General features: G+C 54.2%; 22 protein-coding genes and 2 tRNA genes. 12 read left to right on the top strand and 12 right to left on the bottom strand.

Annotated features, from left to right (window positions below; translation table 11 throughout):
* The first annotated feature begins 57 nt into the window (after positions 1-57).
* Both H7849_RS07950 and H7849_RS27360 read left to right on the top strand, forming a co-directional pair.
* A complete protein-coding gene (locus H7849_RS07950) occupies positions 58-645 on the top strand; it encodes a tyrosine-type recombinase/integrase (protein ID WP_186745516.1) in 588 nt (195 codons plus the stop codon).
* A 182-nt stretch (positions 646-827) separates the two neighbouring features.
* Positions 828-953 (top strand): hypothetical protein, encoded by a 126-nt coding sequence (locus H7849_RS27360; RefSeq protein ID WP_432756527.1) that lies wholly within the window; start codon positions 828-830, stop codon positions 951-953.
* Between the two features lie 55 nt (positions 954-1,008).
* Here H7849_RS27360 and H7849_RS07940 read toward each other — a convergent pair.
* Positions 1,009-1,083: transfer RNA gene (locus tag H7849_RS07940), tRNA-Asn, on the bottom strand.
* 260 nt (positions 1,084-1,343) lie between these two features.
* Here H7849_RS07940 and H7849_RS07935 point away from each other — a divergent pair.
* Positions 1,344-2,513, top strand: a complete 1,170-nt coding sequence (locus H7849_RS07935; RefSeq protein WP_251106686.1) for a cation:proton antiporter — start codon at positions 1,344-1,346, stop codon at positions 2,511-2,513.
* A 51-nt stretch (positions 2,514-2,564) separates the two neighbouring features.
* Here the strand turns inward: H7849_RS07935 and H7849_RS07930 are convergent, their stop codons facing one another.
* The gene (locus H7849_RS07930) at positions 2,565-3,011 is read right to left on the bottom strand and encodes a DoxX family protein (RefSeq protein WP_186745514.1); all 447 of its coding nucleotides are present in this window, start codon (positions 3,009-3,011) and stop codon (positions 2,565-2,567) included.
* A gap of 140 nt (positions 3,012-3,151) precedes the next feature.
* Here H7849_RS07930 and H7849_RS07925 point away from each other — a divergent pair, with 140 nt between their 5' ends.
* The 3 genes from H7849_RS07925 (at position 3,152) to H7849_RS07915 (ending at position 6,759) form a co-directional block, all read left to right on the top strand.
* Positions 3,152-4,936 carry an AMP-dependent synthetase/ligase gene (locus H7849_RS07925; RefSeq protein ID WP_186745512.1) on the top strand — a complete coding sequence of 595 codons (1,785 nt, stop codon included), beginning with the start codon at positions 3,152-3,154 and terminating at the stop codon, positions 4,934-4,936.
* Positions 4,937-5,175: 239 nt separating this feature from the next.
* A complete protein-coding gene (locus tag H7849_RS07920; protein WP_186745510.1) occupies positions 5,176-6,210 on the top strand; it encodes a 6-phosphofructokinase in 1,035 nt (344 codons plus the stop codon).
* Positions 6,211-6,495: 285 nt separating this feature from the next.
* Complete coding sequence (locus tag H7849_RS07915) at positions 6,496-6,759, top strand: helix-turn-helix domain-containing protein (RefSeq protein WP_186745508.1); 264 nt, start codon at positions 6,496-6,498, stop codon at positions 6,757-6,759.
* Position 6,760: 1 nt separating this feature from the next.
* On the opposite strand, the gene H7849_RS07910 is transcribed toward H7849_RS07915, so the two are convergent.
* Both H7849_RS07910 and H7849_RS07905 read right to left on the bottom strand, forming a co-directional pair.
* The gene (locus H7849_RS07910; RefSeq protein ID WP_186745506.1) at positions 6,761-7,351 is read right to left on the bottom strand and encodes a DUF6624 domain-containing protein; all 591 of its coding nucleotides are present in this window, start codon (positions 7,349-7,351) and stop codon (positions 6,761-6,763) included.
* Entirely contained in the window at positions 7,348-8,364 is a 1,017-nt protein-coding gene (locus H7849_RS07905) for an SCO family protein (RefSeq protein ID WP_186745504.1), read from the bottom strand. The genes H7849_RS07910 and H7849_RS07905 overlap by 4 nt, the downstream gene beginning before the upstream one ends.
* A gap of 62 nt (positions 8,365-8,426) precedes the next feature.
* Between H7849_RS07905 and H7849_RS07900 the strand changes: the two genes are divergently transcribed.
* Complete coding sequence (locus H7849_RS07900; RefSeq protein ID WP_186745502.1) at positions 8,427-8,564, top strand: hypothetical protein; 138 nt, start codon at positions 8,427-8,429, stop codon at positions 8,562-8,564.
* Between the two features lie 32 nt (positions 8,565-8,596).
* Here H7849_RS07900 and H7849_RS07895 read toward each other — a convergent pair whose 3' ends face one another.
* Complete coding sequence (locus H7849_RS07895) at positions 8,597-10,270, bottom strand: NAD(P)/FAD-dependent oxidoreductase (protein WP_186745500.1); 1,674 nt, start codon at positions 10,268-10,270, stop codon at positions 8,597-8,599.
* A gap of 244 nt (positions 10,271-10,514) precedes the next feature.
* On the opposite strand from H7849_RS07895, the gene H7849_RS07890 reads away from it, so the two are divergent.
* Positions 10,515-10,790: a YtxH domain-containing protein gene (locus H7849_RS07890; RefSeq protein WP_186745498.1), complete on the top strand. Its 276-nt coding sequence runs from the start codon at positions 10,515-10,517 to the stop codon at positions 10,788-10,790.
* A gap of 155 nt (positions 10,791-10,945) precedes the next feature.
* Here the strand turns inward: H7849_RS07890 and H7849_RS07885 are convergent, their stop codons facing one another.
* Positions 10,946-12,052: a Gfo/Idh/MocA family protein gene (locus tag H7849_RS07885; protein WP_186745496.1), complete on the bottom strand. Its 1,107-nt coding sequence runs from the start codon at positions 12,050-12,052 to the stop codon at positions 10,946-10,948.
* Between the two features lie 269 nt (positions 12,053-12,321).
* Here H7849_RS07885 and H7849_RS07880 point away from each other — a divergent pair, with 269 nt between their 5' ends.
* From H7849_RS07880 to H7849_RS07865, 4 genes are all read left to right on the top strand, one after another.
* Positions 12,322-13,722 (top strand): NADP-dependent isocitrate dehydrogenase, encoded by a 1,401-nt coding sequence (locus H7849_RS07880; RefSeq protein WP_186745495.1) that lies wholly within the window; start codon positions 12,322-12,324, stop codon positions 13,720-13,722.
* A gap of 76 nt (positions 13,723-13,798) precedes the next feature.
* The gene (gene mdh / locus H7849_RS07875) at positions 13,799-14,725 is read left to right on the top strand and encodes a malate dehydrogenase (protein ID WP_186745493.1); all 927 of its coding nucleotides are present in this window, start codon (positions 13,799-13,801) and stop codon (positions 14,723-14,725) included.
* Between the two features lie 360 nt (positions 14,726-15,085).
* Positions 15,086-15,355 carry a hypothetical protein gene (locus H7849_RS07870; RefSeq protein WP_186745492.1) on the top strand — a complete coding sequence of 90 codons (270 nt, stop codon included), beginning with the start codon at positions 15,086-15,088 and terminating at the stop codon, positions 15,353-15,355.
* Positions 15,356-15,404: 49 nt separating this feature from the next.
* Positions 15,405-16,994, top strand: a complete 1,590-nt coding sequence (locus tag H7849_RS07865) for an asparagine synthase-related protein (protein WP_186745490.1) — start codon at positions 15,405-15,407, stop codon at positions 16,992-16,994.
* Between the two features lie 36 nt (positions 16,995-17,030).
* Here the strand turns inward: H7849_RS07865 and H7849_RS07860 are convergent, their stop codons facing one another.
* From H7849_RS07860 to H7849_RS07835, 6 genes are all read right to left on the bottom strand, one after another.
* A complete protein-coding gene (locus H7849_RS07860; protein ID WP_186745488.1) occupies positions 17,031-17,315 on the bottom strand; it encodes a hypothetical protein in 285 nt (94 codons plus the stop codon).
* A 321-nt stretch (positions 17,316-17,636) separates the two neighbouring features.
* A tRNA-Ser gene (locus H7849_RS07855) sits at positions 17,637-17,728 on the bottom strand.
* A gap of 83 nt (positions 17,729-17,811) precedes the next feature.
* The gene (locus tag H7849_RS07850) at positions 17,812-18,960 is read right to left on the bottom strand and encodes a glycosyltransferase family 4 protein (protein WP_186745486.1); all 1,149 of its coding nucleotides are present in this window, start codon (positions 18,958-18,960) and stop codon (positions 17,812-17,814) included.
* Between the two features lie 120 nt (positions 18,961-19,080).
* The gene (locus H7849_RS07845) at positions 19,081-20,070 is read right to left on the bottom strand and encodes an NAD-dependent epimerase/dehydratase family protein (protein WP_186745485.1); all 990 of its coding nucleotides are present in this window, start codon (positions 20,068-20,070) and stop codon (positions 19,081-19,083) included.
* Between the two features lie 308 nt (positions 20,071-20,378).
* The gene (locus H7849_RS07840) at positions 20,379-21,794 is read right to left on the bottom strand and encodes a UDP-glucose dehydrogenase family protein (RefSeq protein ID WP_186745483.1); all 1,416 of its coding nucleotides are present in this window, start codon (positions 21,792-21,794) and stop codon (positions 20,379-20,381) included.
* A 53-nt stretch (positions 21,795-21,847) separates the two neighbouring features.
* The gene (locus H7849_RS07835; RefSeq protein ID WP_251106685.1) at positions 21,848-23,125 is read right to left on the bottom strand and encodes a glycosyltransferase; all 1,278 of its coding nucleotides are present in this window, start codon (positions 23,123-23,125) and stop codon (positions 21,848-21,850) included.
* Between the last annotated feature and the right edge of the window lie 13 nt (positions 23,126-23,138).

The raw sequence follows: 23,138 nt of genomic DNA, 5'->3' as shown, positions 1-23,138 counted from the left end.
ACCCATAAAAGCCAACAATGGGAGTTGTCATCGATCGGTTTAAGACCGAGGAGCGCTTTGAGGAGATTCTTGGGCAACGTCACCGTCATCGACGGCCTCTCTTATAGCACTGTGTCCGGATACAACTCGTATTTCTCAAAACATATCCAGCCACGATGGAGTTCGACCATCCTCACGGATATCAAACCCCTTGAACAGAATGAATGGTTGAAAGACTTGCCCCTCGCAGGAAAGACCAAGGCGCATGTACGCGCATTGTCCCATTTGCTTTTTGAACGCGCGATGCTTTGGGGTCTGCTTGACTTGCAGCGTAATCCTGTCGAATTGGTAAAGCTGAAAGGTACGAGCGCCAGGAAATGGCGTCCGCAGGTCATCACTCCTGAGAAGCTTCAGGAATTGGTAAATGTTCTGCACGAACCCTATCGGACCATGGTTATCGTGGCGATATGTACCGGCCTCAGGATCTCTGAAATTCTTGCCCTCAGGTGGAAACATATCGACTTCGATACCGGTGTAATCCTTGTTCAGCAGGGCGTCGTTAGTGGGCGTGTCGGCAAAGTAAAGACCGAGGCGTCTCACGACGATATTCCGCTCGATTCCATCTTCGCGCAGGTCTTGCATGCGCGAAGGGACACCGAAGGGTAGGACTTGTCTTTCCGTCGCCTGTCACAGGACGTTATTTCCATGCTGGAATCATCCAGCGTAATATCCTCCGGCCGAAAGGCACGGAGATAGGAATACAGAGACTGGGATGGCACTCGTTCCGGCACACCTATCGCTCATTGCTCGACGAGACGGGAGCGCCTATCGGCGTTCAGCAAAATCTGATGCGGCACAGTAATGTCGCGACTACGATGAACGTCTATGGCAACTCTACGCTGCGTGCGAAGCAGGACGCGAACAGCAAAGTAGTGAAGATGCTCATATCTCCAAAGAAAGAGGCTTTGGCGTAATGTGGGGTTCTGTGGGGGTGGATTTTCTAAGGGATGAAGTTAAATTCTTTAGAATTGGCTCCTCAGGTAGGACTCGAACCTACAACCCTTCGGTTAACAGCCGAATGCTCTGCCATTGAGCTACTGAGGAGTGTCTGGCGGGATGACGTTTCGCCTAAATTTTTATATCAAATGCTGTGGGCCGAGTCAAAGAATCATCGTGCCTCTCAGGGCTGACCAATCCCAAATTGAATCCTGATGGCTCGCGGACCTTCCGCGTGGCGCTTCCTCGCTGGATTCGCTAGTCTTGTCTGTTGTTCGATATCAGGGGTTTCCATCTTGCTTAAGACTGCACCTCGCATCTCGCGCAAGAGACGTAAAGAGACCTGTGCCGGTGAGGGCGCGGAATAGGTGCATCCCTTCGTCTTTGGTCTGGCTCTGTTATCGAATGCTCCAGTCGCCCCGCATGAGGGCTATCGCGTACTGATCGAACTGGGTGCTGCCATTGTTGTTCTTGCGCTCCTTGCGCGGCTGGCGAGTCGCTGGAGCATCTCTGCTATTCCTCTTTACCTGATCCTGGGCTTGTGTTTTGGAAATGGCGGACTCGCGCCTCTTAACCTGAGTAAGGAATTTACGTCGACAGGCGCGGAGATTGGAGTGCTGCTGCTCCTGTTCATGCTGGGCCTTGAGTACAGCGGGGAGCAATTGCGCCAGAACCTGCGCAAGGGACTGGCAGCAGGCGCTCTGGATTTCGTGCTGAATTTCGCCCCCGGCCTGATTGCTGGTTTACTGTTGGGCTGGGGGACGTTGCCCGCCCTGCTGCTTGGCGGAGTTACTTACATTTCGTCTTCAGGCATCGTCGCCAAGATCCTAAATGACTTGAAGCGGCTGAATAATGCGGAGACGCCCGGCATCCTGTCGGTGCTTATTCTCGAAGACCTGGCCATGGCTGTTTATCTGCCATTGGTGGCTGTGCTTCTTGCGGGGGGAACTCGGGCGCGAATCGTCGTTTCGGTTTCGGTGGCTGTTCTTGTTGTTTTGATCGTGCTTTTCATTGCATTGCGATTCGGACAGCGAATCAGCAGGCTTTTCGCGCACGAATCTGATGAGATTGTTCTGCTTACTATCTTCGGAGTCGTAGTGCTTGTAGCCGGGCTTGCGGAGCGACTGCAAGTCTCCTCCGCGATTGGAGCGTTTCTGGTCGGGATTGCAGTGACAGGATCGGTTGCGCACCAAGCGAGCCGGTTGCTGGCGCCGCTGCGCGATCTGTTCGCCGCCATTTTCTTTTTCTTTTTTGGGTTAGAGGTTGATCCGCACACGCTTCCGGCAGCGCTTCCTGTCGCGATGACCCTTGCAGTGGTGACTGCGCTCACCAAAGTGGCTACGGGCTACTGGACGGCACGCCACAAGGGCGTGGACCGCCAAGGCTGTTTGCGAAGCGGGTTTGCACTTGTGCCGCGGGGTGAATTTTCAATTGTGATCGCCGGCCTTGGCGTGGTTCTCGAACCCCGGCTGGGGCCAATTTCGGCGGCCTATGTGCTGCTCCTCGCCATCCTGGGGCCATTTCTGGCGCGCGTTTGACGCGGACGTGTCCACGGCCTCAGAAAAGCGCAGATTTCCCTATCCGTTCGTTTATTTCGTTTCTTTGCTCAGGGCTCTGTCAATGGACAACGCACCAGCACCTTTGACGATGATCAAGAGGCAGAGCGCGAGGACGAGCAGGTGGTACTCATAGCCTTCGCCTTTTTGGTTGCCGAACCAGTTCATGAAGAATCCGAACGCAAAATGGACCTTGAAGATGGCGACGAGCATATCGCAGGCGATGCCGAAGGCCGCGATGCGGCTGAGGAAGCCGACGATGAGGCCGAGTCCGCCGAGGAACTGCGCGAGGATGGCGAGGGCGGCGAAAATGGCGGGAATGCCAAGCTGGGTCGTGAAAAAGTGCATGGTGCCCCTGAATCCATATCCGCCGAACCAGCCGAGGGTGTATTGCGCGCCGTGGACGAAGAAAACGATGCCAAGGATAAGACGACAGATGGCGATGGTTACGTCATTTGTTGTTGCAACAAGTGATCTCATGCAGTTCGCTCGAAAAAAGAATTGTTTAGGAACTGGATGCAGCACGTGGCAAAAGGGACACTGTCTTTTTTACGGCGCTTGGCAATTGGGAGCCGCTCCGATAGATTGGTCGAGTTAGTTCAGGAGTACAGCCAGACAGCATGCTTCAGCTCAAAACGCTCAACGACAGTTTCTTTCTCGTGGCGACAAACTCGCAGCCTCGATGCGTGATGTACATCGACGCGGCAGGCAAGTGGCAGTCATTTTCCGGGATGCAGGTGTATCAGCGCGTGCGAGCGTTTGCCGCAGCCCTGTCGAGTTGGGGGATCAAGAAAGGCGACCGCGTAGCCATTCTCGGAGAGAACCGCTGGGAGTGGGCTGTTACCGATTTTGCTGCGCTAGCGATCGGCGCGGTCGATGTTCCGATTTATCCCACGTTAACGGCTGAGCAAGTGGGCGCGCTGCTTGCCGACTCGGGTACGCGTGTTGCTGTGGTGTCATCGCGGCAGCAGTACGACAAGGTAGCTTCGCTGCGGAGCAAGACAGCGATCGAAAAGATTGTCGTGATGGATGATGAAGGCGTTGCAGACGCGGTTCTGATGTCCTCGCTGCTGAAAGATGCGGACAGCAAAGGCTCGGAACGCGATGCGGCTTTTGATCGCGCGGCTTATGACGTGGCTCCGGATGACCTGGCAACGCTGATCTACACGTCGGGCACGACGGGCGAGCCGAAGGGCGTGATGCTGACGCATGGGAATATTGCGTCGAATCTGAATTATTCGCTGGCTGGTTTCAAGATTTCTCAGACGGATTCGTGCATTTCGTTTCTGCCGCTCTCGCACATTACGGCACGGCATCTGGATTATGCGATCTATACGCGTCAGGCTACGGTGGCGTATTGCCCGAGTTTCGAGCGACTGCCGGGTGCTTTGAAGGAGATTCGGCCCACCGTTCTGGTAGCGGTCCCGCGCGTATATGAGAAGGTTCGGCAGGAGGCGGAGCGGCAGGCTTCGCTTTCCGGTGCTAAGAAGCGCATCTTTGGCTGGGCAGTGAAGACGGGGCAGAAGCATCGCGAGGAGATTCTGCGTGGAGAGACGCCTTCGTCGCCGGGCTGGAAGATTGCGAACAAGCTGGTCTTCACCAAGATTCAGAGCGGCTTCGGTGGGCGCGTACGTTATTACATTGCTGGCGGCGCTCCGCTGGGGATGGACACGGCGGGATGGTTTGCAGGTGTTGGAATTCGGATTCTTGAGGGCTACGGGTTGACGGAGACTTCGCCGGTGCTGGCGATTAACACAATGACGGCGTACCGGATGGGGTCTGTCGGCAAGCCGTTGCCAAATGTGGAGTGCCGCATTGCGGACGATGGCGAGTTGCTGGTGCGTGGTCCGAACATCTTCAAGGGCTACTGGCACAAACCCGACGAGACAGCGGCGGCGTTCGATGCCGAGCACTGGTTCCGCACGGGTGACATCGGGCGCATTGACGAGGACGGTTTTCTCTATATCACTGACCGCAAAAAGGAACTGCTGAAGACTTCGGGCGGGAAGCTCATTGCTCCGCAGCCGATTGAGAACAAGCTAAAGGCTTCAATGTTTGTAAGCGAGGTGGCGGTGGTTGGTGACAAGTACAAATTTCTGAGCGCGTTAATCTCCCCGAACTTCAAGGCCCTAGAGGAATGGGCGAAGCAGCAGGGAATCAGTGCGCCCACGCGGCGGGAGCTGGTGACTGATCCTGCGGTGGTGGCGAAGTATCAGGCGATTGTCGATGAGGTGAACAGCGGGCTCGCGCAGTTTGAGACGATCAAGCGGTTTAAGCTGGTGCCCGAGGAGTGGTCGCTTGGTGGCGGAGAGCTGACGCCGAGTCTCAAGCTGAAGCGGCGAGTGGTGAATCAGAAGTATGCAGCAGAGATTGCGGCGTTTTATCCGGATGAGGTGCGGGCATAGTAGGAACTGCTCACTTAAGTCAGATGGGAACATGAAGCCCGTGCTTCACCCCGAGCTGAAAATGCCGCAACAACTACTTCTTTTAATTGCTACGTCAGTGCTGGACGCTTGAATGAGCCACTCCTCCGGCTGTGTGCCGGTGAATTTGTAAGCCAGCGCGGTGGCAATTATCATCGTCCTGGCGTATTTTCGCGAAAACAAACAACATCCCGATTCATTTTTGATTTTAGGAGTTAAAGATGCGAGTTGGTTTGCTTACGGGTGGCGGTGACTGTCCCGGATTGAATGCTGTGATTCATGCGGTGGTGAAGAAGGGAATTCTTCACTATGGCGATGAGTTTGTCGGGTTTCTGGAGGGCTGGCGTGGAGTGCTGGACAATAATTCGGCGCCGCTGACGCTGGCGGCGGTCGACGGGATTCTCGACCAGGGCGGCACGGTGTTGCGTACATCGCGCACGAACGTTCGCAAGATTGAAGGCGGCATTGAAAAATGTGTGGCCACGCTGAAGGCCAACAAAATTGACGCGCTGATTGCGATTGGCGGCGACGATACGCAGTCGGTGACGAATGCACTCATTCAGGCGGGCGTGCCGGGCGTGGGTGTTCCGAAGACGATTGATAACGACCTTTACGGAACTGATGCGTGCTTTGGGTTCGACACGGCGGTTTCGATTGCGACTGAGGCGGTCGACCGGCTGCACACGACGGCTGAGGCCCATAACCGCGTGATCGTTTGCGAGGTGATGGGACGCGATGCGGGCTGGATCGCTTTAACAGCTGGCGTAGCGGGCGGCGCTCATGTAGTGCTGGTCCCGGAAAAGCCGATTGACCTCGACCATGTCTGCGGGCTGCTCAAGTACAACCATGACCATGGCAAGAAGTATGGGATTGTCGTCGTGGCGGAGGGTGCAAAGCTGCCGGGCGGTGGACAGGCGACACAGGGCAGCAAGGTCGACTCGTTTGGCCACGCGCGGCTGAGCGGAGTGGGGCAGGCGCTGGCGGAGATGATTGAAGGGAAGACTGGATATGAGACGCGGTCAGTGAACCTGGGGCATACGCAGAGAGGTGGCACTCCGACGGCCTATGACCGGATGCTGGCGACGCGGTATGGGCTGGCGGCGATTGACCTGGTCCACCAAGGGAATTTTGGGCGGCTGGTTGTTCTGCGGGGAACCGAGATCAAGGATATTCCGATTGCCGAGGCGATCTCGAAGAACCGGACAGTGACGGACAATTTTCTTGAGATTCTGGATGGGCTGGAGCCTAAGGTTTAGATCTCAAGCTGCCAGTGTCGATTGAAGGCCAGACTTTATGTCTGGCCTTTTCTACTATTTAGAGCCCATAACTTGATCTGAAACATCAAGCGGAGCGGAGAAGGAACCAACTTTGATACTGCAAGCTTGGATACGGGGCAATTGCCGGTGTTTTAGGTAAGATTCCCGGATATAAACTGACATTTACCGAAATTTCTTGAACCGTTCCCGCAAAACAGGTATAAGCGCAAGGCCGGGTAATTTTTTGTCCTGCCAACGTATTGATTCATTTTCAGGAGGCGATAAATGAAAGCAGCAGTTGCGCGCAGTGAGGTTCGAGAAGTAATGGATATTCGGCAGGCAGCCGAATATCTGGGAATCAGCCCGGATACGCTGTACAAATATGCGTCGGAGAGCTTTATTCCCGCATTCAAGCTGGGGAACCGCTGGCGGTTCAAGAAGTCACGGCTGGACGACTGGATGGATCAGCAATCAGGCGGCGCTCCGCAGGCTGCGGTAGCCAAGGAAGTGAAGCCGCGGCAGCGGAAACCGGTCCGGGCGGCGCGGTAACTTAGCCCTTTCGCCAGCCTACTCTTACGAACCATGCTTCCCAGGCATCACGATTGGCTTGCTCCTGCTTCTGCATTTCTTCGGGCAAGTCGGGGCCGGGTGGCGGGATTGGGTGCAATGGGCCTAGGCCGACGGAGGCTCGGAGTTCGTTGACACGTTCGGGGTCTTCGAGCGGGAGTGGGCGCGTGAGGCCGTCGCGGATGTCGTCGATCCATTGTGTTCCGTAGCGTTGCGGGCGGCCTTCCTGTATGGCGATGCGGTCTTCGATGTATGCGGCCTGCCACGCAGGGAGTTTTCCTTCGGCGGCGTAGCGCTGGAGATATTGGAGGGACTGGCGTTGGAAGTCGGGCTCTCCGATGGCATGCTGAGCGATGAGCCATGCGGCCTTGGCTCCGTCTTCTCCGGCGATTTCTTCGTGGGGCCAGCCGTGTTCGGCGATGATTTCGCGGAGGCGTGCAGAATTTTGGCGGTGGACGGCTTCCATTTCCGGGACGTAGAACCCACCTAGTTTTCCTTCGTCGAGGAGGCGCTGTCGTACCTCGAGGTCGTAGTCCTTCATGCGGATCAATTCGGCACGAAGGGCTTCGTTCATACGGCTGGTCTTGGTTTCTTACCAAGCAGGTAGAAGACAACGATGAGCATGAAGACGGAGCCCATCGCGGCGAGTCCGAGGACGCGCATGATGGCGACGGTGTATCGGCCCTGGCTGGGAGTGTAGTTGCAGCAGTAGAGGATGACGAGGTCGGTGAGGGAGCCGATTTTGTGGTCGCTGGCTTCGACGAGGGCGAGGCGCACGTCGCGCGGCTGGTAATCGACGCCGGAGAGGTACTTGGACATGCGGCCGTCGGGGGTGGCGATCATGATGACGCTGGAGTGGGCGAACTGGTCCATTTTGCCGTCGGGGCCGGGGACGCGAACGTAGTGGAAGCCGGTGGCCTGGGCGAGGTCGGTGATGGAGGATTGCTCGCCGGTGAGAAAGTGCACGCTGGAGGCGGCGTCGGGATTGTCGAGCATCATGAGGAAATGCTGTTTGGCTTTGGTGGCGTCGGCGGGTGTGTCACTTGGATCGATGCTGGCGACGATGACGTCGTAGTCGTCGCCGGGTTGCAGGCCAGCTTGCTTGAGGGCTGAGGCCATGCCGTGGAGAACTTGCGGGCAGAGCATTCCGCACTTGAAGTAGACGAGGGCCATGACGGCAGGACGGTGGCCGAAGTAGCTGCCGAGGGCGACGTCGTTGTTACTCTCGTCGTGGAAGTGGTGATTGAGCGGGAGTGCGTGGTTGAGGTTCTGGTCGATGCCTGCGTTTTTAAGGTACGAGGGTGTAGATTGTGCGGAGGCTCCGAGGGGCTTGTCGGCGGAATATTGCTGGGCGATTGAGAATGGCGTGCTAAGGGCGAGGACGATGGTCAGGAGTTTGCCGCGCAGGTTCACTCTATAGGATACGCTGTGGCTGGTTTGATGTATTGCTTCCTCACTCTGAGATAAAACTCTTAATTTGGTTTGTGCCGTTCTTACAATCCGGCTGCATATCCACAGCACAACACAAAAGACAGCAGCCCGAGGGTTACACCAAGCCATCTGCGCCAGCCCGCTCCAAACAGGCATAGAGTGATTGCAAGCAATGCTGTTAGATCAATCGCTTGGAACCATCGGGAAGCCTCACTGAAATGCCCCCAAAATCCATGCAGTTGTTTCGCTCGAACCCACATCGCGATGTGGAGCATGAGGGAGGCACACAGCGCGGCATAGCCAAATATCGCAAGCCCACGACGCCAATTGCTCAACTGATCCTCCGGTTCTTTTAAAATAGGGCATTCCTGTTCTTGCTCTAATCAGCTTATTTTTCCTCGTGGTATTCCTGCTCGGTGTTGATTTTCCATAGGACGCCTTTGTCCATGTTGCCGGCGAGGATGTTGTCGACGGCGGTCATGGCGGTGAGCATCGAGTGGTCTTGGTTGTTGTATTTGTGCATGCCGTTGCGGCCTACGAGGAAGAGGTTTTCGAAGCGGTCCATGTACTGGATGATCTCGTCGAACTTGTCGTAGGTTCCGAAGTAGGCGGGGTAGGTTTTCGGGACGCGGACGACGTGCGCGTCGAGGACGTCGGAGGCTTTGAGGATGCCGATCTTTTCGACTTCGGCGATGGCAAATTTCTTGATCTCGTCGTCGGGCATACGCCAGAGGTCGTCGGTTTCATAGCAGAAGTATTCGAGGCCGATCCAGACTTTGCTGGGGTCGGCGACGAGGTAGGGACTCCAGTTATTGAAGATCTGCAGGCGGCCTAATTGAACGTCGGGCTCTTGAATGTAGATCCATGTGTCCTTAAGTGGAGAACTATCGGGTTCGGTAACGGAGAGCCTGTTGACGAGCAGGCCAACGGTCAGGAAGTCGCGGTAGATGAGGCCGTCGCTGATGGCGCGGATCGTATCGGGAACGGGAACATCGAGGCTGCGGATGAGATCGCGCACCGGCATGGTGGAGAAAACATAGTCGGCCTCGATGGTGCGCCTTTCGCCGGCAGGGTTGACGGCTTCGACTGTCGCGATGCGGTTGCCTTCGATGTGCAGCTTGTTGACGTACCAGCTCATTTCTACGCTGCCGCCTTTTTCTGTAACCAGATCAGCTACATGTTCCCAGAGCTGGCCGGGGCCATATTTCGGATAGAGAAACTTTTCGATGAGAGAGGTTTCCATCTCTTTTTGCGCGATGTCGGAAGACTTCTTGCGGCCGAAGGTCTTCTTCAGGAAATGCGTGATGGCCGTGCGCAGGGACAGGCCCTTGATGCGCTGCGCTCCCCAGGCGGCGCTGATGTGGTCGCAGGGAACTCCCCAGACTTTTTCTGTATAGGACTTGAAGAAGGTGAGGTAAAGCTCGGTGCCGAAGCGGTTGATGAGGAAATCTTCGAGGGTGTTTTCCTGCTTGCGAGGAAAGAGCTTTGCTCGGATGTAGCCGATGCCGATCTTGAACATGCGCCACGCCCCGAGCTGGCGTATCGTTTGCGCGCTGAGGCTGATGGGGTAATCGAAGAAGCTACGCAAAAAATAGATGCGGCTTTTGCGCGGACGCACCAGCATGACGAGATCTTCGTTCTCCGGTGGCGGAGCGACGACGACTGCGACAACCTCGTCGGGACTGATCTCTTCTTCGTCAGAGTCTTCCGTTTCTGCCTCATGCGTCAATGGACCAAGGCCGCGCAGAGGTGGCTCTTCCTGCAGATGTGCAGGCACGGTCACGACGCGCTTCTTGCCCTGATAACTGATTTCCGCGGCAGTGTCTTCGGGGGGCATCAGATCGATCCACCACTGCATGACGCGATCAGACTTCGAGAAGAAGCGGTGACCGCCGATGTCCATGCGATTGCCTTTGTAGCGCACGGTGCGGGAGATGCCGCCGATTTCGTTGGTAGCTTCAAGGACAATGGGGCGAATGTTGGAGCGGCGCAGGAATTCCAGCGCGGCAGTGAGGCCGGCGGGCCCGGCTCCGATAATGACGGCGGTTTTCTGATCGCTCATCTGTTGTATCCGGAGCGATGGAGCAGGGAGTTCCTTGAGGGGACTGCCTGTCTGCAATACGGGGATTGCGATACAGAAAGAGAAGGAAAACGATTCGTCATTTCAGGGTGTCTACTTGGCGCGTGTGCGGAAGAGTCTAACCTATTTATTCTAATAGACGAAGTGGATTGCATGCTGGATCGCTGCAACCTGCGGCGTCAGGGGCGTATCTTACTGCGAGTAACGTCGTCATAAGGAGTGAGTTATGAATGCAACGAAATTCTGGGCTGTTTTTACGATTGGAGTGGCAGCGGGAGCTGCGGTTGCCCTGTTATATGCGCCGCAAACAGGTGAGAAGACGCGGCGGCAGGTTCGGCGGAAGCTGGAAGACGCCTCAGACTATGTGAGAGACACTGCGGATACGATTGGTGATCGGGCCAGCAAGGCGTACAAGGCTGGCAGGGGCGCTGTAGAGGACGCGGTGGAGACTGCCGGGAATGTCTATGATGCGGCTGCAAAGCGCGTCCAGTCGATTGTGTAGTTTTCGCTTTAATTAGATTCGCGGGGCGGGTTCTTGCTTTTCCCACCCTGTCGCATAGTGCGCGACAGGATGAGGCACCCTTTTTCGTACTGATCGATGCAAACCGCAGGTCCTTCGACTACGGGCACGCTCAGGATGACAGTCTCTTTCCTCGGTTAGTTAGCCGGTAATGGTTTGAGTTTGACGGTGCGCCCAGTGCGGACGGATTCACGGGCTGCGTCGAGGATCTGCATGACGATCACGTTGGTGTCGAGCGATGCTTGGTCACCGTCTGGCTTGAGTGAACCGCTCATTACGGCTGCCAGGTAGTGCAGGGAAGTATCCTCTGGCGGTTGGAGCGGGTCGGGTGTGACTTCGCTTTCCTGCTTTTCTCCTACATAACGAACGCGCAGCTTAGTCAGGCCCACAGTGATGGCGTAGCCCTTATTGCCGTAAATCTCGGAGTCTTTGCGCGAGAAGGTCCAGTTCCATGAGGGCATGAGAACGGCTTGTGCGCCGGGGTACTGCAGGATAATGGTAGCGTCGTCATTTACGTTGGGGTAGATGTCAGGCTTGTCGGTTTGTGCGACCGCTGTAACGCTGATGGGCGCTTTGCCTTGCATCCACCATGTCATGAGATCGGCTCCGTAGCAGCCGAAATCGTAGAGCGCTCCTGGGTTTTTGGCTGGGTCGGTTAGCCACTTCAGGAATTCAGGCTGGACGTTGATTTCCTTTGGGCCTTCGTGCCCGTCGTGGACGACGACTTTGCGGACGTCTCCGAACTTGTCTTGGCTGATGAGGTCGTGGACGGCTTTATTGCTGGAGTACCAAGTGGTCTCGTAATTAACGAGTACATGAATGTTATGGGCGCGGGCGGCGCGGCGGATGGCGAGAGCGTCGTCGAGTGAGATGGTCAGAGGCTTTTCGACCATAACGCTGAGGTTGTGCTGCGCTGCCATTTCGATGACCTTGCGATGATCGCCGACTGGGGTGTAGACGAGCAGGGCCTGCGGGTGCTTTGCGGTTACGACTTCATCGAGTGTGTTGTAGAAGAGGCTGGAGTCGAGGTGGAACTCTTGCTGGTAACGGTTGGCAAGGGCTTTGTCGGCTTCTACGATGCCGACCAGTTCAACGTCCTGCTGCTGCGGAAACTGGTGGAGGAAACCGGCGATGTGTCCGTGTTCGAGTCCGTAGATGGCTACGCGGAGTGGTTGTTGCTGCGCGAAGCTGAGCGTGGGAAGCATGCTCAGCAAGAGGGCGGGCAGAATTTTAAGCAAGCGCATGGTATCGATTCCACCATGATTTTACTTGGTTCTGTCCTTGTCGGGATCATTCGGGGAAAATTTATGGTCATACCCTGGCTTTGGTCAAGAATGGAGCATCCTTTTTCGTGCTGACCGATGCGAAAAGCAGATCCTCGCTGTGCTTAGGATGACAGCCTATAAGGAGGAATGTTGCGCGAATTGCCACTCGTCTTGAGCGGATGGTAGCCTCAAGGGGAATCAAATCTTGCGGTCCTCATTTCTTATCTTGCTTGGAGATATCCAGACACATGCAGACGACGTATAACGGAAAATCCTTGCCTGCCGATGGCGAGCCGATCAAGTATGCAGACGGAAAGTATCAGGTTCCGGATCACCCGATTGTTCCTTTTATTGAAGGCGACGGCACGGGGCGCGATATTTGGCGCGCGTCGCAGCGTGTGTTTGATGCTGCGGTGGAGAAAGCTTACGGCGGCAAGCGCTCGGTGAAGTGGTTTGAGGTGTATGCGGGCGAGAAGGCGTTCCGCGAGTTCAAGACGTGGCTTCCGGATGACACGGTGAATGCGGCGCGCGATCTGCGCGTGTCGATCAAGGGGCCGCTGACGACTCCGGTGGGTGGAGGGATTCGGTCGTTGAATGTGGCGCTGCGGCAGATTCTCGATCTGTATTCGTGCGTGCGGCCGGTGAAGTATTACCAGGGTGTGCCGAGTCCGGTGAAGTATCCGGAGAAGCTGGATGTGGTGATCTTCCGCGAGAACACGGAGGACGTGTATGCGGGCATCGAGTTCAAAGAGGGAACTCCTGAAGCTGCGAAGCTGATTAGTTTTCTGAACGACGACATGCTGAAAGGCGGCAAGAAGAAGGTGCGCACGGATTCGGGCGTCGGCATCAAGCCGATCTCGATTACCGGGACGAAGCGGCTGGTACGGTACGCAATCAAGTATGCGATTGAAAACAAGCGCAAGTCGGTGACGCTGGTTCACAAGGGCAACATTCAGAAGTTCACCGAAGGCGCGTTTCGCGAGTGGGGTTATGAAGTTGCTGTCGATGAGTTCCGCGATGCGGTAGTGACGGAGCGCGAGAGCTGGATTCTGGGAAATCAGGAAGCGAATCCGAAGCTGACGGTCGAGGAAAATGCCGCGTTGATTGAGCCCGGCCTGGAGTTTGGCTCGGAGGATTTCCGCAAGGAACTGTTTGCGGAAGTGAAGGGCGTGCTGGATTCGATTGGTAAGTCGCATGGCAACGGTCAGTGGAAGAAGAAGGTGCTGATCAATGACCGCATTGCCGATTCGATTTTCCAGCAGATAATTATCCGTCCGGATGAATACAGTGTGCTCGCTTGCCCGAATCTGAATGGTGACTACATCTCTGACGCCTGCGCGGCGCAGGTTGGCGGGCTGGGGATTGCTCCGGGCGCCAATATCGGCGACGGGTATGCGGTGTTCGAAGCGACGCATGGAACGGCTCCAAAGTATGCGGACAAGGATGTGATCAACCCTGGATCGGTAATGCTTTCGGGCGTGATGCTCTTTGAGTTTCTTGGTTGGCATGAGGCGGCCAGGCTGGTTGAGTCGTCTATGGAGAAGACGATTCAGCAGAAGCATGTGACCTATGACTTTGAGCGCCAGATGCAAGGCGCGACCAAGGTGAAGACGAGCGAGTTTGCTACGCGGATGATCGAGAACATGTAGTTCACTGCCTGGGTTGGCGAAAAGCAGATTCTTCGCTGCGCTCAGGATGACATCGAGATTTTATTAAGGAGAAGTAATGCGTAAGAAGGTAACGATTGTTGGTGCAGGGAATGTGGGTGCTACGGCTGCGCACTGGATTGCCTCCAAAGAGCTGGCGGATGTGATCCTGATCGATGTGGTGGAAGGGATTCCGCAGGGCAAGGGTCTCGATCTGCTGGAGGCGATGCCGATTGAGAAGCGCGACTGCCACATTATAGGCACCAATGACTATGCCGATACGGCCAACTCCGACATTGTGGTGATTACGGCGGGGATTCCGCGCAAGCCGGGTATGAGCCGCGACGACCTGTTGCAAACCAACTACAAGATCATGTCGGATGTGGTAAGCAAGGTCACGGCTGCGTCGCCGAACTGCATCCTGATTGTGGTTTCAAACCCGCTGGATGCGATGGCGCAGGCCGCGTTCAAGCAGGCGAAGTTCAATCGCGAGCGCGTGATTGGTATGGCGGGGGTGTTGGACTCGGCGCGTTTCCGGACATTCATTGCGGAGGAGCTCAAGGTTTCAGTGGAGAATGTGACCGCGTTCGTCCTGGGCGGGCATGGGGACACGATGGTTCCGCTACCGCGTTTTTCAACAGTTGCCGGGATTCCGATTACGGAGCTGATTGAGCCCGCGAAGCTGGAAGCGCTGGTCCAGCGGACACGCGATGGCGGAGCTGAGATCGTGAAGCACCTCAAGACCGGCAGCGCCTACTATGCGCCTTCGGCGGCGACAGTCGAGATGGTTGAGGCAATTCTGAAGGACAAGAAGAAAATTCTGCCGTGTGCTGCGTATCTCCAGGGCGAGTACGGTATTGATGGTCTGTATGTCGGCGTGCCGTGCAAACTAGGTGCTCGTGGCTTGGAACAGATTATCGAGATCAAGCTCACTGCTGAAGAAGCTGCTGCGTTGAAGAAGAGCGCTGATGCAGTGAAGGAGCTATGCGCGGTGATCGGGGTATAGCCTAGGGCGCTGAAATTGAGAATGATGGGGGCCTGTTTTGGGGCAGGCCTCTTGATTAACAGAATATCCGTTATCGGACATAACTACTGCATCATCTGCCTTTGCTATCTCCACGAAAATGCCTGATAAATAAAGACATCAGCGTCAGTGACTCGTCTTTCGGCTTTGGCCCTCCATCGATTTCATATCCACCTTTGCCTTGCTCGTTCGGCACCAAGGTCGTTACCGGCAGAATTTCATTGTCATGGCAAAAAATTCTCCATGATCTGAATCAATTGCCCCATAACTCGTTCATTTCCTGCCAGGCTTTTGGCATTCGCGTTGCTCTTACTACCGTGTTGGGTCGAAGGAGTTCATTGCATGTCGAAGCCAGTAGTGATGATCGAGTGCTGGGCAGTCGTAGAAAACGTAACGTCTCAAAGCTTCGAAGCGTTGCATCCGGGCAACCGGCTTATGGGTTATGCACTTGGTCATGCGACTCTGCCGAATACGAAGCTTATCTACACTTCTCCCATCGTGAAGATTGATCTCAGCCAGCGCCTAGTCGAAACCTTTAATACCATTTATCGACTTGGCGATCCGAGCGAAGACTATAAATCCTGGGTGCAGAAACGCACAGTGGCTGCCTAGAGGCGGCTGCAGGGCTAGAACCTGTCCGTTTAGGAAAAGTAATCATGATATGATCGCTTTTCCTTTTATGGCTATACGTTTTTGCCTTAATCAGCCCATCGAGACGATGGGCTTTCGCATCGAAGAGAACGCTGATCAGATCGAGATAGAAATTCCCGCCACTGCAACAGACCAGCTCCATTACCGTCTATCGTCTGCTGGGGATTCGTTTGTAATCAGCGACGACCTGCGTACGCTATATCAGCCCAGTGATTCGGTTGATGAGAACGCAATCTACTCGCTTCTGCAATTTGGAGCTGTAATTCCGCCTTTGAGTCCCTGGAAGCAGATACGCAGAGTTGCTCCTGGCGCGATAACAACATTTTCGAAGAGTAACGTTAAGGAACCAGGTGTCAGAAGAGTCGCTGATAGGCAGGATATCGATGGTACGGATGCCGCGGAAGAGCAAATCGACAAAGATGAACTTACCTCTGAGATAGTTTCGCACTTAGATGCCGTGCTACTTGGATGTAAGGACAGCCCGGTAATCATCTTATTCAGTGGTGGCGTCGATTCGGGCATTCTGGCGGCCCGGGCTGCTGCAATTGGCTTGGATGTGACCCTGGTGAACTATTGCTTCGGCAAAGGTGATCAGGAGTCGCTGCATGCGGAGCGAATGGCTCAGCACCTGGGATTGAAATTCACGCGAATCTATGACTCCGGGTCCGAAATTGAAGACGTGCTGGACCATGCCGCTCAGTACTATCGCATTCCCTTTGTTGACCATTCGACGCTTCCTACATCAGCCTTAATTCGATCAGTCATTAAGCGGTTCAATGAGCGGGCAATTGTTTTCGATGGGACTGGTGCGGATGGAGCGTTTGGCCTATTTGGAAAAGCTAAGCCATGGCAGAGGATCTCTTCCCTTCCTCGCACATTGCGGAACTTGGGAGCCGCAACTTATAAGTTGACTCGCGCCTATGTAAGGAATAACGAACTGGAGTTCCGATTGAGACTTCTGCGGCGATCGGCGCAATTGGAGTATCCGCTCGTGGCTGTTGCGCAAAATCCTTTAGAGGGGATTGCCTTCCACGCCAGCCCGATCGTGAAAGGTACTGTCGATCACCTAGCGATGCACTGGGTGAGCTATCTATCTGATTCGGATCCTCGTCGTCAGATTGCGGCATTGGATTTAGCGCTGGTGTGCAGTGCAATATTTGCGCAGAAGTCGAAATCGCTCTATGCTGGTACTTCCCTGGAAGTCGTTTATCCGTTTCTCAGCCCGGCCATGATTCGCCTGGCCTATAAGTCGCTATTTGTTAATGGATTGAGCAAACAACCTAAGGCATTACTGAAGGCTGCTCTGGCGCGCCATGTTCCGCAGGAGATGGTCTATCGGACAAAGAGTGGATTTGTTGCGCCGATCGAGGAGAAGTTCAAACAGAAGGCATTTTTGGGAGCATTCGACAACTTGTTAAAGCCAGGAGCTCCACTGCATGAGTTTGTAGATAGTACTTTTCTCCGTATGCTTCGTCCCAGGTTGATGGAAGGCAAGCCGTTACCTTCACAGACCGGCATCTTTATCTGGGGTGCTGTGTTTGTAAACGAGTGGCTAGCCCAGATGCAGACCCTTCGCACCTTTCATCAAGATAAAATCTGATCTGCGGTGCTCAAAACCCTTCACGCAACACACTGTTCAAATACCGCAATATCCCTTATATCCACCCGCCGGCAGAAGCACATCGCCGAAATGGACTTCAGGAGAATGTCCTCGTGATCTAGGTTCTATTGTGACTTTTCCGCTGGGCAGAAAGACGAAATCGTAAACGTCATAGCAGGGTCCACAAAGCCAGTAGTGTTCTATGGAGTAATCATCAGTGGAGTAATCATCACTCTTGCCCTGAATGACACGCACCACGCGCCCATCGCGCAAGTAATGCAGTTTTCGCTTGCACGCCGGATTGAAGCATCGATCAATCATTGAGATACCTCCCTCCGCATCCTCTCTCTGATGCAGCGAGATGTTCAATGGTGGCTGCGCTGCATCGGTGTATCAGCAGGCTAATTTATTTGGGATAGACGGCAGCAGAGTCACGAGCAACCGGAACTGCGCATACAGGGCAAAAGGAAAACTTCCCGCAACCTTCCACGTTTGGGATTTCTAGCAGATTTGGGAACCCGAAGCAAACTAGTTTTAGCAGGGCTTCTCTTCCCTCTCGAAAACCGCAAGGCGGCGGTGTGCGACGGAGAGGCATGAGTTGCAGATTGTCTGGGAGTGCTTTTGTTCTAGGCACTAAAGGGATGGCGGAGAGGGAGGGATTCGAACCCCCGATAGCCTTGCGACTATGCCTGATTTCGAGTCAGGTGCATTCAACCGAGCTCTGCCACCTCTCCGTAACAAAACAAATAACTTAGCAGATAAACCGATTGTATCAAATTTTGCCAACCGGCTGAGTTGGAAACTACGTCACCTGCCCTTACGCTACCGGCCCTATCGCGTCGGCTTTTACGCATTGTGCAACGTGCTGGTAGTAGTTCATATAGCTGTCGACCATTTTGTTCGTGGTGAAACGCGCCAGATTTGTAAAGCCAGCAGATCGCAATGATGAAAGGTCGGAAACATGTTCGGCGATTGTTCTGGCCGCTTGTTCAGGATCATCGGGATCGATATAGAGCGCCGCATCTCCGGCGATCTCAGTCATCGGCCGCCGATTACTCGTGATGACGGGGCATCCGCAAGCCTGCGCTTCGAGCAGCGGCCAGCCAAATCCTTCCTCAAGCGATGGGAAGAGTAGCGCAATCGCGTCACTGTACAGCGATTGCAATTCTTCATTGGAAACTCCCACCCGCTCAATAACGTCGTTCGTCAATCCGCATGATTCGCAATATCTACGCATCTCGGAGGTTAGCGGCTTCCCTGCCATAATCAATCTGACATTTCGAAACTGCGAGTGCTTTCGCATTGCCGCGAATATCTGGAGCACCCCGAGGCGATTTTTATACCAAGGGTTTCCGCCGACATGAAGTAGATACGGAGAGTCAAGATGAAGGCCGCTCTTTCTTCTCTCTGCGGCAATTGCTTCGGCAGTCGCTGGTGAATAGTGCCAGTTGAGGTGATGATGGATGACAGTCGACCTGGAACGAATTCCCGGAGCAAGCAATTCCAGATCATCCAACGTCTTTTCGGAAACGCAAATCACGTGCTCAGCCCGCGAAAGATGCGTTGCAATCCAGCGCTGCTGCATTCTCCCCGTTAAGCCGACTTCGACTTCTGGATATATTCCGCGGGCCGCGAAAACGGCCAGTAAGTCATGACAGGTAATTAACGCAGGCCGCGTGCCGGCACACGGCAAATATATTGCGTTGGAGTGATCACAAATGTGGACGATATCAGCGCGAGCAGCTTGCCTGCGAAGATAAGTGGGTGCGACGAGATACTTGTCGATATACCCAAGCCACTTTTTCAACGGACGAGGCAGGAATGAAAGGCCACCAAAAATGACTGGAGGATGAACGACACGCACTGTGAATTCGCGACAGTGAAGTTCATGCTGAAGCAACTGAGCATAGCGGAGCATACTTAGCTGCTTGTCCGGTCGGTAGTTGGAGATCAGCAGAACTTCCATTCTATGTTCTGATTGACCCGAGATAAGTAATCCTTTAAAGACAATGCTCGTATGGAAGATAATCAACAAAAATCAGAGAGGGTTTCTACGATTTCAGGACATGCAGCTTGCCTCTTTGGCTTATCGGATGGCAGATGTCAACATCTGGCTCTCGATCCACTCATAGGTTTTCGCCATACCCTCTCTTAGGCGAATCGATGGCTCCCAACCCAGATACTGGCGGATTTTTGTATTGTCGCTGTTGCGACCGTTTACTCCCTTCGGAGCATCGAGTTTGTAGGTTCTCTTCAACTTGATACCGGCGATGTCTTCCACGATGTCCACAAGCTGGTTGATGGACACCAACTCGCTGCTCCCAAGATTGATGGGCTCACGAATGTCACTTTCAAGAATTGCCTGCGTGCCCTTGGTGCAATCGTCGATATACATGAAGCTCCGTGTCTGACGGCCGTCGCCCCAGATTTCGATTTCATGTTTCCCCGAAGCCTTTGCCTGAATCACTTTGCGGCAAATGGCAGCCGGCGCTTTCTCGCGGCCTCCATCGTAGGTGCCCAAAGGCCCGTAAACATTGTGATAACGCGCTACGCGAGTCTGCAAACCGAAATCTTCCTCAAAGTGACGACACATGCGCTCGCTAAAGAGCTTCTCCCACCCGTATCCGTCCTCGGGCAGTGCTGGGTAGGCATCTTCTTCTTTGAGTGGCCTAACGTCAGCGGTTTTCTGCTTGTCCCCGTTGTATACACAGGCTGAAGATGAATAGAAGAAGCGCTCTACACCACAGTCCCGCGCAGCCATGAGCATGTGCGTGTTTGTAAGAACGCTCAACATGCAGAGAGCCTTGTTGTTCTCAATGAAGCCCATGCCGCCCATGTCGGCGGCAAGCTGAAAGACGACCTGCATATCATCTGTCGCCTTGAAGCAGGTATCCTTGTCGCCTAGGTCGAGCGATAGGTTTTCAACTTCTTTGTTCTTCTGGTACCACTCATCGAGAGGCTTTACGTCCACGGCGCGCACAACACTGACGCCATTCTTCAAGAGTGTCTGAACAAGATGGCCGCCGATAAATCCACCAGCGCCACAGACCACTACCCTCTCATCTGCTAACCGCATCCTGTTACTCCCCTCGCCAAGTGTAGATTTCTATCGTCGATATTTCGTGACGTTGGCACGAGTTACGAATCTTCAAAACACAACTCCATAGCTGTCCTTAATTAGGACATCAAATTGCCTCTGCTCTTGTGTAGCTCGCGGGGAAAAACAGTTGAAAGGAGAGAACGAAGTACACTCGGACAATGTCCCTATCTCTCTATAGTATGGATATCCCGTGAAATCTTCGTCAAGGGGAAACAACCTTCCTGCGTGGTTGGGACCATTTAAGGTAGTTACAAACGTACTTCCTGGAATGTCGGGATTGCCGATCAGGGAAGGCGACTCGTGAGCGCTGAATCTCTCACCTGTACACCACCCGCTCGACCAACGCTCAAGTAGGTAAATCCGTGTTGCGCCATGATCACCCGGTCAAAGAGATTGCGGCCATCGATCACAATCGGATATCGCAGGGTATAACGCAGGCGGTCGAGATCGAGTTCGACGAATTCCTGCCAGTCGGTCAGAATTAAAAGTGCATCCGCTTCACCGGCAGCCTCGTACGCATCCTTCGCATAGCTTAGAGTTCCGGAAGGAGGTAACACCTGCTTCGTCCTTTCGATTGCGGCCGGGTCGTAGGCAGAGACGATGCATCCTTCCATCAGGAATTGGCCAATCAGATCTATTGCCGGCGATTCGCGAATGTCATCGGTCCCACCTTTGAAGGCGAGACCAAGTACGGCAAGTTTTTTTCCGCGGAATGTCCAAAGCGCCGAGCGAACTTTCTGGAAAAATCGCCTCTTCTGTTCCGCGTTGATTTTTTCTACTTCGCGCAGCAGACCGAAATCAACACCTAACTGTTCCGCAACATAGCGGAATGCTGCCACGTCCTTTGGGAAACAGGAACCTCCATAACCAATTCCCGCCTTGAGGAACTTCGGCCCGATTCTTGCGTCAGCTCCAACGCCCCTCGATACCTCTTCCACATCGGCTCCGGCTGCTTCACACACGTTGGAAACTACATTGATGAAAGAAATCTTCATTGCGAGGAACGCATTGGAAGCATGCTTGATGAGTTCTGCCGCCTTTGTCGAAGTCTGAAGGATTGGCGGTGGATCGACAGAGGAACGGACTCCGGGAACCGCATCGACGGTCTGATAATAGCGCCCTGACGTGAGGGGCTCGTAGATAGCGCGCAGCAAGGTCGCGGCACGTTCATTTTCAACGCCAATGACGATTCGGTCTGCGTGAAGAAAATCAACAACAGCTGTGCCCTCGCGAAGAAATTCCGGGTTCGAGGTAACGTCAAAAAGGTCGCGTGGAACACCGTTACGCTCAATGACTCGGCTGATCCACTCGTTGGTATACACGGGAACGGTGCTCTTTTCGACGATTACTTTGTATTCAGTGATCGATCGAGCGATCTCGCTGGCTACCGCATCGACATAGGATAAGTCGGCACTCCCCGTCTGGCTTTGCGGTGTTCCCACTGCTACAAAGATTGCTTGTGATCGCCGTGTTGCGGCGTGAAGATCGGTCGTAAATTCAATTGACTTGTTGCGATGACGGGCGAGGAGCTCCGGCAGGTATTCCTCATAGATCGGGACCTCGCCATCGCGAAGCGAGGATATTTTCGCTTCATCATTGTCTACACAGATCACCTGATGACCGATCTCAGCAAAACAGACCGATGCTACCAGCCCTACGTAGCCTGAGCCGACAACAGCGATGGTGATTTTTTCAGTCATAAGAATTTTCCCGTCAGCCTTTTAGATAGGTTGATTTTTTTCAAGCACACCAATCAATTGGCAGTTGCTTGCAGCGCATGCTTGCCTGCGCTTCGTTTCCCAGTTGCTTTCAGTTCTTCTTCAAACATTTCGCGGATGGCCTTGGCGGCGCCTCTCATGGAGTAGTTATTCGAGAAACATGCGAATGCTTTCTGCGACATCTCAATACGTTCATTTTCCGACAATTCCAGCCATTTGGTAAGGAGGCTATGCGTGCCGTCTATGGTATCGTCCGCGACAATGCCGGCTCCATTTGCTATGACCTCCTGCCAGATATTCACCTGATTCGAGATCAGTACCGGCTTGCCGCATGCCAGAGCCTCGGCGACAGCGATTCCGAAGTTTTCCTGATGCGAAGGAAGAATGAACGCTTCAGCGGCATGGAATGCGCCCCATTTCGCATCCTTTTCCAGCATCCCAGGCCAGTAGATTCGATCGGCTATTCCCAATTGTCCTGCCTGTTTTTCAAGCGTTGCTTTCCATCCAACCTGATCGGGTCCAGCCATCACGAGATACAGATCTGGTGTACAGGATGAGATGCGGGAAAATGCTTCGATCAGCAGGTCGCAACCCTTTTTCTCGTGGATGCGCGCCATAAACAGAAGAAAGCGGCGTCCCCTCACAGCCGGACAGGATGAAAAGAATACTTCTTTCTGCGCGGCCGGATCACCATCGGGCCGCAATGTTCCGTATGGAACCACCACTCCATTCCATCGGTTTCGACGGAAACTCAGCTGAGCCTGCTCTTTTTCCGTTTGTGTTGTGAAGAGCACCGCCAAAGCATCCCGTAGCACGGGGTACTGAAAAGTACGCCAATACAAGAGCTTCTTTATGTGTTTGAGCGGATATGTCTTCTTAAACCATGGATCAAGCGCTCCGTGAATGAACACGGCATACGGAACTCTGCCTCTGGCGGCGCGCCCGGCAGCGAAACTGTTGTACTGCCAAATACCGTTGATCACAACAGCGTCATACTCGTGGATGTGGGAACGCAACCAGGGAAGCATTCGAGAAGAGTAACCGTAAACAGATTTTACGGGCCCAAGGGCATGCACTTTAAACCACAACTCTCTCAGGAAGTCTTCGTCCGGACCATCCAGCGAAGCTACTTCCAGATGAATTCCCTCCTGCCGATAGGCTTCGGCAAGCTGACGCAATCCTTCTGGCGGACCGCCGTGCTTGAGAGACAGCGAATAGATAACATGCAGAATGCGCAGTGGCGAGTCTGTCCCTCCCGTTTCAGCGGTCGATTGCGTATGGTCTTGGATGTCGTTCAGTCCGGATCTAGTCATTCCTTACGCTTAT

This window comes from Alloacidobacterium dinghuense (genome assembly GCF_014274465.1).
GTDB classification, from domain to species: domain Bacteria; phylum Acidobacteriota; class Terriglobia; order Terriglobales; family Acidobacteriaceae; genus Alloacidobacterium; species Alloacidobacterium dinghuense.
The sequence above is the reverse complement of the archived record's forward strand: the minus strand, read 5'-3'. Positions and strand labels throughout refer to the sequence as shown.